This is a genomic window from Candidatus Zixiibacteriota bacterium, assembly GCA_036480375.1.
Classification (GTDB): Bacteria; Zixibacteria; MSB-5A5; order GN15; family JAAZOE01; genus JAZGGI01.
On the sequence record JAZGGI010000029.1, the window covers coordinates 59939 to 71960 of the forward strand.

The window sequence follows — 12022 nt, forward strand, 5'->3', positions numbered from 1 at the left end:
ATGTGTTTGCTATACAATAACATACGTCCACCGTTAAATATGCGCCCTATGCGGCATAGGCGATATTCGCACTTTTTTTGTGCGTTGTCTCTTCTGGATGCACTTTTTCATTACCTATTAAATATCGCTATTATTCGCCTTGGCGGACCCTTATATTTTTGACAGACAGAAAGCTCTTGATTTAGCCGTAGATTATTGTATATAATAGACTTTCAAAGTAAGGGAAATATATGAAAATTTTGGTCATCGGATCGGGAGGGCGTGAGCACGCTCTTGTATGGAAATTAAAATTCTCGCCGCTGGTGCGGAAAATATATGCCGCCCCAGGCAATGCCGGAATTGGCCTTATGGCCGAATGTGTCAAAATCAAGGCCGATGACATTTCCACGATTGCTAATTTTGTTCAGGAAAATAAAATTGACCTGACCGTAGTCGGCCCGGAATTGCCGCTCACTCTTGGAATTGTCGATCATTTTGAAAGTAAAGGTCTCCGCATATTCGGACCTTCAAAAAAGGCTGCCGAGATTGAAGGATCCAAGGCATTTGCCAAAGAATTTATGCGTAAATACCATATCCCCACGGCCAGCTTTAGGATTTTTGATGATAAAGCGGAAGCGCTGACTTTTGTTAAAACCGCTGCGTATCCGGTATTTATTAAGGCATCAGGTTTGGCCGCCGGGAAAGGAGCTATTAAAGCCAATAACGCTTCGGAAGCAGAAGAAATTGTTGAGAAAATGATGGGACAGAAAATCTTTGGCGAGGCCGGGGCCAAAGTCATTATCGAAGACTGTCTTACCGGTCCGGAAGTTACCGTTATGGCTTTTACCGACGGTAAAACAATTTTGCCTATGATCTCTTCTCAGGATCATAAGCAAGTTAACGACGGTGATCAGGGCCCGAATACCGGCGGAATGGGCGCCTACTGTCCGACTAAAATAGTTGACGGTCAAATGATGAAAACCATCAAAGAGCAAATACTTGAACCGGTTGTGTACGGGCTTGAAAAAGAAGGTCGCCGATACAAAGGCATCTTATACGCCGGTTTGATGATTACATCTTACGGCCCCAAAGTCATCGAGTTCAACTGTCGTTTTGGTGATCCTGAGACACAGGCTGTTTTGCCGCTCTTGCTTACAGACCTGGCCGATATATTTATTGCCATTGTTGATGAAAATCTTGGTATCATTGAACCGGTTTGGAAAGAAGGTGCCGCCGTTTGTGTTGTTCTGGCATCTGAAGGGTATCCCGGAAAAGCCGAAGTGAACCGCAAAATCACCGGTATCAGAACCTACCGTGAAAATCACGCTTATCTTTTCCATGCGGCGACTCAAAAAGAAGGCAAGAACTGGTTCACAACCGGAGGACGGGTGATTGGAGTAACGGCTGTCGACAAGACAATAGATTCGGCCGTAAAGGCCGCATACAACACTATTGATAATATTCATTTTGAAGGCATGCATTATCGTAGTGATATTGCGTACCAGGCAAGGAAATAAACAAAAAATGAACAAAGATGTACTGATAATTATTGGTTCCAAATCGGATCAGGATATAGCCGACGCCGCTATTGGTATGCTGGAGAAATTGTCAATCGGTTATAGACTTGAAATCTCCTCGGCCCATCGGCATCCCGATAAAACCGTCGAATTGGCCCGTGGAGCGACTGATGAAGGATTCAAAGTGGTAATATGTATGGCCGGTATGGCTGCGCATCTTCCAGGTGTCGTTGCGGCCAATACCAACCTTCCGGTAATCGGGGTTCCCGTGGCGGCATCTTTGGGAGGTATGGATTCGGCCTTATCAATGATCCAAATGCCTCCGGGAATACCGGTCGCGACGGTCGCGATTGGAAAGGCGGGAGCCAAAAACAGCGCTGTTTTGGCGGCTCGAATATTGGGACTTTTGGACGAGAAAATTGCCGCAAAACATCTTGATTACCGACAATCTCTTTGATATTTTTGGGATATTTTCGTCTTATACTGTATATAAGTAGATAGTAATCGATAAAATACTGTTAGGAGAACTTATGAAATACTTCGCGGCAAAACCAATACTCAAGATTTTATCTTTGGGGTTTGCAATCGCCCTGATATCATCCGGGGCCGTTTTAGCTCAAGAAGCTGATGATGAAAAAACTATTCAAGCCAAAGAAAGTTTTAATACGGCGATAGAATCAATGAAAAGCGGCGATACCGCTCAGGCTATTGGATTATATAACGCGGCGATAACCGCCAACCCTGAATTTACGGACGCTTATCTGAATCTGGGATCGATTTATTTCGCGCAAAAAAAATACGGTGACGCGGGCACAAACTTCAAAAAAGTTACCGAATTGGCGCCCAATGATCCCGTTGGCTTTTCAAATTATGGAAAAGTCCTCGCCGCTCAAAAGAATAACGACGATGCAGTCACTGCCTTTGAAGGAGCCCTTGCGGCGGATGCAGCATATGCTGAAGCGAATAAAGAACTGGGCAAACTTTATTATTCGGCCAAGGAGTACGATAAAGCTATTACTTCCCTGGAAAATTTCATAAAACTCGATACAAAAGACTACTATACTTACTATCTGCTGGCCGCTGCCTATAAAAAAGCAAAAAATTACAATAAGGCCGTCGAGAATTACAAAGCCGCCATAAATTTGCGCTCCAATCATTTTGAGTCAATAAGAAATCTGGCGAATTTGTACCGCGAAAGAGAACGCTTTTCTGAAGCCATAACCTATTATAAGCGAGCCATAAAGCTTAAACCCAAAGATTATAAAACCGCTTATAATCTAGCCGTGGCGGTTCAATCCAATGATCCGGAAGATTATGCGACCGCTATTACCTCCTGGAATGAATTTTTGAAAGTCGGCCGCAAAAATCCTAAAGCGAGAAAACAGGTCGCCAACGCCGAACAATTAATCAAACAGTTGAAAGAAGCCAAAGAGGCTCAGGAAATGAACGAATAGATTTTTAAAATTGTGTAAAATAAAAAGCCCCAATACGATCGGGGCTTTTTATTTCATATCAAATTTTAGTCATTTCTCAAATTCAATCCTGGAAAAATCTTCCCACTCGATAATAATTTCATCGTCTTCGTCATCTTTGGGATAAATGAATATACCATTATTATCATCATCGACATCGTTCGACTCGCGCAGTTTGAAACTGCGGCCATCCCACAAAGTAACCCGGCTACCCCGACGGGAAAGCTTTTCAATTGATTTGATATTTCTCATGACGATATCAAATTCAACATCGCGATAGCTGCCGTCTAAGACTTCCCAGCCGTACTCCTCATCATCGTCCCACCGAATATAACCGGAATATTCATTTCCATCTTCGTCATATACGGTTCCGACGAGTCGGCCGCATTTGGCATAATCACTGTAACTGGGATAAGCGTCAGCCGGCGGAGTTTTTATATCCAATCTCTCAAATTCATCCCATTCAACATTGACGCGTCCAAGATTTTTGTCGGCAATAGCGATTCCCCGGTTACCGCTGTCAACATCATTGGAATCATCTAAACGCATCGTTTTGCCTTCTTTAGTAGTAATTTCCGAAGCCTGCGACGATATTTTTTCAATAGAGGTTATTTGTTCAAATTTGATTTTGCGTTTTCTTCTCCGATCTCTGCCGTCAATTATATCCTTGGTAAAAGATTCATCAACATCCCAGACAATCCAACCGGTAAATTCACCGACCCGGTCTGTCGAAACCGTTCCATAAATTTTCTCGCCAAAGTCCGATTCAACGTCGCCGCCATCCATGAATTCAATATAATCTATGTCGTACCAATCAAGTTCCAGCATGCCTTCATCTGAAGTCTCAATTACGATTTCCCTTATCCCCGTACCCAAATCAGTTGAACTTCCCTCAATAGTAACCTCTTCTCCGTTCTGCAAGAGCAATTCGGCGCCATTGTTCGAAATCGGGGTAAGCTTTTTTATAAATCCAAAAGGTATCGCCGCTTGTCTGGATGATGTATAAAAAATATCATTATCGCCGATTGTTAAGCCAAATAGCTTAATTCTTGAAGATGAGCGTCTGTCCCTATATTTTTTGCGTCTTTTCCTGTCGGATTTCTTTTTTTCACGTTCCTTGTTACCATCAATCATATCATCCCATGATGATTCATTTATATCCCAGCGAATTGGACCCTCAAGGACATCGCCTATATCGGTATAAATCTTTCCGTAGATTCGCCCCTTCTCAGCGGGAGTCGGCACTGCCAGGAAAATTACTATCGAAAAAGTCAGGCATAGCTTTAATATCCTGATTCCCATAGAAACCTCGCTTTTTAAGTTCTTATATTCTCTGGTGATTAGACGGCCTTCAGCCTAATACAGTTGCCTAATTATAGTTAAAAAAGATAAAAAAAGTCAAAGGCGAATTTGAGGATTATTTGAGAAAAACCATTTTTTTGACATTTGTATACGATTCTGTTTGAATTCTATAAAAATATATTCCCGACGCTGACATTCTGCCCGTAGAATTACGGCCATCCCAATCGACCCTATATACTCCGGGCAAAAACTCACCTTCAGCTAAATTCATTACCTGTTGGCCCAATAAATTGAAAACCGTTAGGCTGACAAATTCCTTTTTTCTCATGGAAAATTCTATTGTGGTTGAAGCGTTAAACGGATTAGGGAAATTCTGCTCAAGAGAATATCGAAAATCAGTATTTTCCAGACCCCAATCACAAACAGCCAGAGGCGCTGAAATCTCAATTTCTCCGGCATCCAACACCGCCGGAACTGATTTATTTGCCGAATCGAGGATATAAAATCTATCGCCCGGAGACGCTTTTGTAAATTTGGTAACAGCTTGAGTATTACCATTGGCCGTTCCGTATAAGTCACACAAATGATATTCGCCCGGCAAAATCAGAGTATCGGTCGGATCATCAATAACAGCTACTGCAAATTCTGTATCGTCAGAAGAAATATTAAATTCAACCCTGCTTTCTAATCGACCAACCGGATTAAACAGCGAGTCGACTGAAATATATAATGAATCGTAAGAGAATTCAAAAACACCGCCTTTGATATCTGAATCTGCTCTTAAATACAATTGAACCTGAAACATCTTCCCCGCTTCGACATTGACCGGAGGAACAAAAATCGTATCATTTCCAATAATATTCAAGGTAATCGGGACCGTTAGCGGATTATTATAAGCGGTTTCATCTGAAATGACTATAGTATTGGAATAACTGCCAAAATCCGGCTCCGAACTACCTGCAGAAAAAAATAAAAAGGCATCATCTTCTCCACCCTGGGTAATCAAATCAATCCAGGGGCAGGTGGAAATTACCGACCATTGCGACACAGCCTTTCCCAAATTGGACACTAAAACCGAGTCCTGAATAATTTCATATGGCTTAAGGGAATAAAATATTTCATCGGGCGTCGCGGTGAGATAAGGCATATTATCCACCACGGTCAAAGTGACGGCCAGAGATTCCGGAGAATTAAGCGCGCGCGGATCAGTAAAGATTATATAATCAGGATAATAACCAGCTGAAACCTGGGTCATATCACAACCAACCGATATAAAATCGCCTTCAATTCCACTGGAAATATCAGTGTTAATCCAGGGCGCGTTTGTTGACAGCGACCAGGTTAAATTACCGGAACCGGTGTTAGTAATTTGAACCGGTTGTTCATCCGTCAGGTAGATATCAAGCAGAGCATCAAAATAAAGAGTATCAGTACTGAGTTCTATCATTGGCCCGGTAATATTCAGCTCAACCGGAAGCACCGCCGACGAATCCTGATGGTTAATATCAATTAAGGAGATTACACCCTGATGAATCCCATAATCTATCCCCTGAGAATTTATAGTTACATAAAAACTATCAGGAGTGGAGCCGCTGTCTTTTGACAGCTCAATCCATGACTGCGGGGTTGAGAGTCGGTAATAAATTTCTCCATAACCGGCGTTCTGGATTTTTACTTTAACCGGAACCGGGTCAGGCTCGAGCATATCGCGTGAAATTTCCAATTTCTGAGGGATTGTCATCAACGTCGGATTGTTATAATTTTTTACCCGGCCGTAAATATCAAAATTCCCATTGCGACTATCAACCCAAACAAAGTACAGGTTATAGCCATCTAAGGCAATATCTCCTTTGAGCTGATTCCCGGGCGTATCAAGATTCACGGGGAAATTATCGCCGTGAAATTCGCCGGAATATTCAATCATCTGGCCGATTACATCCCACCCCGAGATTGTCAAATCCGACCAGATTATGCACGCATTCCCCATACGATCAGCGGAAACTTTCGGATCCCGCTGAGAAGCATAAGTGCCGTCTCGATTGACAATAATATTGGGGCCCAGTTTATTTAGCGCCGAATCAAATTGCTGATAATAGATATCCGAGTTTTCCGGATAATTTCCGTTGCGCCAGTCGGTCCAGACAACATAGATCGTACCATTACCGCCAACACCAACCGACGGGAATTTCTGACGCTTCTGTCCCTTATCATCATTAACACGAATGTTATAGCCGATTTTATTGCCCGAGGAATCGAATTTCTGAATATATACATCATCATCGCCGTTGCGCCGGTCATACCAGGCTGCGACAAACCATCCCTCCGGAGAAACCGCCACATCAGGCTCATGCTGGGGAGTCGGCGAAGCGTCATCGTTAACCCTTATATTTTCACCGACAAAGGTGCCATTGATATCAAGATATTGAACGTAAACATCCCAGTTCAGATTCCGCAAATCTGTCCAGGCGACGACCGATTTTCCCCACCCGGCCGAACCGATAGCGGGAGATTGATGACTCGTATCCGGTACTTCAATTGTTATATTGCTATTGATGCCGATAACGCCGGTGCTATCGAGCTTTTGAAAATATATATCGGGACTAAAAGGATACCCTTCATTGCGATAATCCTGCCAAGAGGCGTAATAGTTTCCAAACCAGTCAGACGACAATTCGGGATTGATTTGCCAGGCTTTATTAATATCGTCATTTATTAAAAATGCGTCGTCAATGGGGCTGGCGCCGCTATCATACAATCGCCCGTATACATCACCGTTTCCAAATCTGTAATCATACCAAATTACGGCAAATTTACCTCCAAGCCCAACAGCGATCGATGGATTATTTTGCTCGGAATTAGAGATATCCCGAGAGATTAAAAAATCATTAATATCGGCAGAAATAATTCCCGCCGCAAAAATACAGACAAGAACAAAAATATATAAAAGGCATAGTCGCATGCCGAGTTTATTGCAAAATTATTGCCGAATGCGAAAATATATCACAATCTGCAAGTCACTACATATGAATAGAATAGAAGGAGAAATTCGTGTGAATTAAGAATGGTATTATTAAACAGGAAAACTTATCCGATTTAATGAGGAAAAAGTACACAAAAACAAGGGCAGAACCTCAGGCTCTACCCCTGAATATTTACAGAATAAATCGCGGCTTACTATCAGACTTTCTTCTTTTTATGACGGTCGCGCCTTCTCCGTTTTTTCCTCTTATGCGTTTTAATCTTCTGGCGTTTTCGTTTCTTTCCGCTTGGCATTAATCCTCCTGTGATAACCTGATAACCGCGTCAAATTATATCGGCAGTTTGGTGATCATGTTCTTAAATTCATTGGAAGGTTTAAATACCGGCACTTTGCGGTCGGGCACCGGGACTACCTCACCAGTACGAGGGTTTCTCGCTTTGCGAGCCTTCCTTAGTTTAATCTTGAACGTCCCAAACCCCCGAATCTCAATGTTGTGTCCCGCTTCCAGCGATTTCTTAACAGTTGCCAAGAAATTATCGACCACCACGGCTACATCAGTTCTAGTCAGCCCGGTCTTTTCTGCAACCCTTTCGACCAGATCCGCCTTGGTCATCTCGTCCTCCTCCAAAAAACATTATCGTTTATTGAGTTACGAAACATAATAATTTCCGATATGTTACGCAACCATTTTTTAAATTATTTTCAACGTAGCCCGGCTAAAAATCCAAGCGCCCAAAACCGCCTTTCGCCCAAAAAATTCATTTATATTGGTACAATAGCCCCGGTTGATTGTTTTCAATACCGGAAATTCGCTCCAGAAGATTAAGTGATTGGTTCAAAACATCAAACAATCCCGGTTTCCGCTTGCGCTCTCTAACAATATCCGGCTTGGGACCAATTCCTGAAAGCTCACCGGCAATATCCAAAGCGTCGTAATAAGTACCCAGGGTATCTACCAATCCCATATTGTAAGCCTGCCGTCCGGTAAAAATCGAACCGTCCGCCAAAGGATAAATTTCCTCCTTATCTCGATTTCGGCCTTCCGCAACCGCCTCGACAAATTGCTCGTATGTATCGTCAATAACGGCTTGCAGCATTCTTTCTTCCTCAGGAGTCATTCCCCTATCCATAGCCCCGACATCTTTAAGATCCCCGGATTTAACCGTTTCCCACTTCAATCCGATTTTATCCAGTAGCTTCTTGGCCGTCGGAAATGACATTATTACTCCAATTGAACCGGTTAAAGTGCTGGGATTGGCCACAATCCTATCGGCCGCGCAGGCGACGTAATATCCCCCCGAGGCGGCCACTGTTCCCAGACTGGCCACGACTATTTTCCCCGATTCTCTGGCCTTTAGTACGGCATCATACATTTCCTGAAACGAAACCGACGCCCCTCCCGGCGAATTAATATCAAGGACAATTGCTTTGACTGAATTATCATCCGTCCATCTAACTATCTGCCGGACGAAACTTCGGGAATCATATACAGCGCCATAAATTTCAACTACAGCGACATTTGGCCCAAACCCCGAAAATCCGGAATAAAACTCATTATCAACATCGCCCATAATGCCAACTAAAATCATCGCGCCCATAAATCCGAAAAATATAACGCACGATAAAATAACTACCGTGATAACGACTGTTTTTCTTTTCATCGCTCCTACCTTATTTCGCGATCTTCAATTTAGTGCCAATCGACAGCTTGGAGGCATTTTTGATATTATTTATACGAATTAGCGAGTTGACTGTAGTTCCGAAGGCTCTGGCAATTTTCGACAGACTGTCTCCCCGACGAACGGTATAAACGTAATAATCGCCTTCAGATAAAACATCATCAGAGTTTACCAAAAGCTTTTGCCCCACATATATCCGAGAAGATCGATTAAGACCGTTTAGACGTCTCAAAGTCGCCGTTGTCGTACCAAACATACGGGCAATATCCCAGAGAGTATCACCTTTTTTAACCGTGTACCCTTGAGTATCCCCGGCCGGTTTATGATCATAATTCCGTTCTTGTCTGGCCACCGTGGATTTTTTAGAACCCGGCAATTTCAAGACCTGACCGACATAAATCCGGCTGGAATTACCAAGATAGTTTAGTCTTCGCAATTTTTCAGGAGTCGTGCTAAATGATCTTGAAATTTCCCATAAATTGTCACCCCGTCGAACAATATAAGTATTTTCACCCGTCGCTTGTCTATTTTTAGCCTTTCTGTTCGATGAATAATTTCTGTCCAGCGGAACCGGCACTATAAGTGACTTTCCGGTATAAATCCGCGACCGTCGGTTCAAATTATTCGCCTCAAATATTGCGTATTGTGAAACGCCGTATTTACTGGCGATACTTGAAACCGTTTCACCTCTCCTTATCTTATGCCGCACCCATTCCGTCTCCTGAGGTGATTTCATTTTAGGCAAACTGGCCAAAAACTTATCTTTGGTTCCGGAAGGGATTCGTAAATTATATTTGGATTTACCGGGCGGAGTTACGCTTCGAAGCAATTCAGGATTCAACTCCTCAAGAGCCTTCTTTGGTACTCCGATCGCTTTGGCAACTGTTTTAAGATCAAGACACTTTTTGATGACAACTTCATCATAAGTTACCGGATCATCATAATTGATATAAAATCCATATAGCTCGGGATTTTTTGCGATAATGGTAGCAGCCATATAGAACGGAACGTAATCTTCGGTCTGTTTGCGAAGCCTCATATCCCAGAAATTGCGAGTTTTTTGTTTCTTAATAGTTCTACTAACCCTTCCTGGTCCGCCATTATAGGCCGCCAAAGCCAGCTCCCAGCTTCCGAATTTTTCATATAAATGCTTTAGAAACCTGGCTGCCGCATGAGTCGATTTGACGAAATCGCGTCTTTCATCATACCACCAGTTTCTTTTCAGCCCATAAAGCCTGCCAGTTGACGCAATAAATTGCCAGGGACCGCTGGCTCGCGCCCACGAATAGGCCTTGCAATTAAACCCCGACTCAATTATCGGTAAATATACGATATCGGAAGGAATCCCGTATTGATCCAGAATCTCCGTCATAAGAGGGATATATTTCCCGGAACGCTCCAGATATTTTTCAAATGCTTCCCGAGCAACAGTCTGAAAATATATTATTGACTTTTTAACCCGGTCATTCAATACCATTGGAACATTGTAGGTAACCGGCTTTTTCTCACCTTCTACTTTAAGCTCCCCCAGATCCTGGACCGCAGAAAACTTTTCAAGAAAAGCCGAAGATGAAGCATCTTCAGGAAGCGAGCCTAATGATAGTAATGTTAAACGGTAATCAGCGACTATTTGAGATAGAAGCGAGCTATATCGTTTGGACTCCGGAGTAACAATAACGGTGTCAATATCAATATCAAGATCAGACATTACTCTAAGGGCTTGTTCCAGATAGTATTGTGCTTCTTCCCAGGAAGCCTCCTGGTTGGCGGCAACGCCCTGAGCAAAATACTCCTGAGCCTTATGAAATTGTCTCCAGATTTCGTCGTCCACGGCGTATGCCGAATCGGAAAATATTGATTCATCGTAAGATATATCCGATATCTTGTAATTGCTCTGCGATGAATCAGATATTTCCTTATGAATTAAGGTATTCTGTTTGTAATCTTTTTGATTGCTGGCTAAGACTACCTGACCCAGAATCAATAAAACGAATAGAAAGCGTGCAAGTAATTTCAAAGTTATCCTTGTCGCGTTAAGGTTTGTCTAAACTTAGTATCGGTACGACATCCTTGTCGCTTTATAATGTATTCCCTGTAACTTGTTGATATATATGTAAACTCTAAAATCGTGTCAAGTGTTTTTCTTTCTAAGATTTACGCCAAAACCCCTCAATAAGTTCCAAACAAGAAGTTAACGCCTCACTTCCAAATAGTGGAATAAATTCGGCCTTCGCGGCATTATTAAACCATGTATACTGTCTCTTGGCGTATCGTCTCGTATTTTGCTTTATTAAATTCTGGGCTTCGTTTAACGATAATTGATTTTCAAAATACGCAATCAATTCCGCATAACCAACAATCTTACACAATTTTAACTTATCACCAAAATGTGATTTATATACACTTTCGGCTTCTCGCAGCAGACCCTGCTTAAACATTTCATCAACTCGGTCATTTATGCGTTCATAGAGCTTATCACGCTCGGGGATTAAATAAATTTGCAAAAAATTAAATCTTTCATTGAGCGGAATAGTATCGTTTATGACCTCGCTTTTCGGCCGCCCGGTTAGATTATAAATTTCGAGCGCGCGAATAACCCGTATCATATTGTTATAATGAATTTTTGCCGCTTCCTCGGGATCTACTTTTTCGAGCATTTCATGAATGAATTTAGGCCCTTTTGCCGCCGCAACATCCAGAAGTTCATTACGATACGAAGTATCATGGTCGGGCAGTTCGACAATGCCTTCAGTCAAGGCTCGGAGATACAGCCCCGTCCCGCCGCAAACGATTACCCCTTTATTTGAAGCGGACAGATTAGTAATGATTTTTTCGGATTCGATTAAGAAATCAAAAGCTGTGAATTTATCTCCTAAATCATGTGAACCCATAAGATGATGCGGTATTCCCTGCCATTCATCCTCATCCATCTTGTCGGTTCCGATTTTAAGCTGGCGATATATCTGGCGGGAATCGGCGGAAATGATCTCGGCCTTATATTCCTTCGCGATATTTATTGCCAGTGTTGATTTTCTCGATGCGGTCGGACCACCAATGATCAATATATTTATTTTGTCCCTGGATTCATTCATT

Annotated in this window: 9 protein-coding genes; 3 read left to right on the plus strand and 6 right to left on the minus strand. The window is 42.6% G+C overall.

All coding sequences use genetic code 11. From position 1 onward, the window contains the following. Positions 1-230 precede the first annotated feature (230 nt). From purD to V3V99_09780, 3 genes are all read left to right on the plus strand, one after another. A complete protein-coding gene (purD, locus tag V3V99_09770) occupies positions 231-1496 on the plus strand; it encodes a phosphoribosylamine--glycine ligase (GenBank protein MEE9442941.1) in 1266 nt (421 codons plus the stop codon). Between the two features lie 7 nt (positions 1497-1503). After that, positions 1504-1953, plus strand: a complete 450-nt coding sequence (purE, locus tag V3V99_09775; protein ID MEE9442942.1) for a 5-(carboxyamino)imidazole ribonucleotide mutase — start codon at positions 1504-1506, stop codon at positions 1951-1953. 73 nt (positions 1954-2026) lie between these two features. Further along, positions 2027-2950, plus strand: coding sequence for a tetratricopeptide repeat protein (locus V3V99_09780; protein MEE9442943.1), 924 nt, complete (start codon positions 2027-2029; stop codon positions 2948-2950). 69 nt (positions 2951-3019) lie between these two features. Here V3V99_09780 and V3V99_09785 read toward each other — a convergent pair whose 3' ends face one another. From V3V99_09785 to miaA, 6 genes are all read right to left on the minus strand, one after another. Continuing rightward, positions 3020-4270: a hypothetical protein gene (locus V3V99_09785; GenBank protein MEE9442944.1), complete on the minus strand. Its 1251-nt coding sequence runs from the start codon at positions 4268-4270 to the stop codon at positions 3020-3022. 115 nt (positions 4271-4385) lie between these two features. Continuing rightward, positions 4386-7229 (minus strand): T9SS type A sorting domain-containing protein, encoded by a 2844-nt coding sequence (locus V3V99_09790; protein MEE9442945.1) that lies wholly within the window; start codon positions 7227-7229, stop codon positions 4386-4388. Positions 7230-7578: 349 nt separating this feature from the next. After that, a complete protein-coding gene (locus V3V99_09795) occupies positions 7579-7863 on the minus strand; it encodes an HU family DNA-binding protein (protein ID MEE9442946.1) in 285 nt (94 codons plus the stop codon). 145 nt (positions 7864-8008) lie between these two features. Then, positions 8009-8911, minus strand: coding sequence for a signal peptide peptidase SppA (gene sppA, locus V3V99_09800; protein ID MEE9442947.1), 903 nt, complete (start codon positions 8909-8911; stop codon positions 8009-8011). Between the two features lie 10 nt (positions 8912-8921). Next, entirely contained in the window at positions 8922-10946 is a 2025-nt protein-coding gene (locus V3V99_09805) for a LysM peptidoglycan-binding domain-containing protein (protein MEE9442948.1), read from the minus strand. A 130-nt stretch (positions 10947-11076) separates the two neighbouring features. After that, positions 11077-12021 (minus strand): tRNA (adenosine(37)-N6)-dimethylallyltransferase MiaA, encoded by a 945-nt coding sequence (gene miaA / locus V3V99_09810; protein ID MEE9442949.1) that lies wholly within the window; start codon positions 12019-12021, stop codon positions 11077-11079. Between the last annotated feature and the right edge of the window lies 1 nt (position 12022).

Excerpts from the sequence above, each read along its gene's own strand:
- purE (MEE9442942.1), top strand. The coding sequence starts at position 1,504 with ATGAACAAAGATGTACTGATAATTATTGGTTCCAAATCGGATCAGGAT.
- V3V99_09780 (MEE9442943.1), top strand. The coding sequence starts at position 2,027 with ATGAAATACTTCGCGGCAAAACCAATACTCAAGATTTTATCTTTGGGG.
- V3V99_09785 (MEE9442944.1), bottom strand. The coding sequence starts at position 4,270 with ATGGGAATCAGGATATTAAAGCTATGCCTGACTTTTTCGATAGTAATT.
- V3V99_09795 (MEE9442946.1), bottom strand. The coding sequence starts at position 7,863 with ATGACCAAGGCGGATCTGGTCGAAAGGGTTGCAGAAAAGACCGGGCTG.
- V3V99_09790 (MEE9442945.1), bottom strand. The coding sequence starts at position 7,229 with ATGCGACTATGCCTTTTATATATTTTTGTTCTTGTCTGTATTTTTGCG.
- sppA (MEE9442947.1), bottom strand. The coding sequence starts at position 8,911 with ATGAAAAGAAAAACAGTCGTTATCACGGTAGTTATTTTATCGTGCGTT.
- purD (MEE9442941.1), top strand. The coding sequence starts at position 231 with ATGAAAATTTTGGTCATCGGATCGGGAGGGCGTGAGCACGCTCTTGTA.
- miaA (MEE9442949.1), bottom strand. The coding sequence starts at position 12,021 with ATGAATGAATCCAGGGACAAAATAAATATATTGATCATTGGTGGTCCG.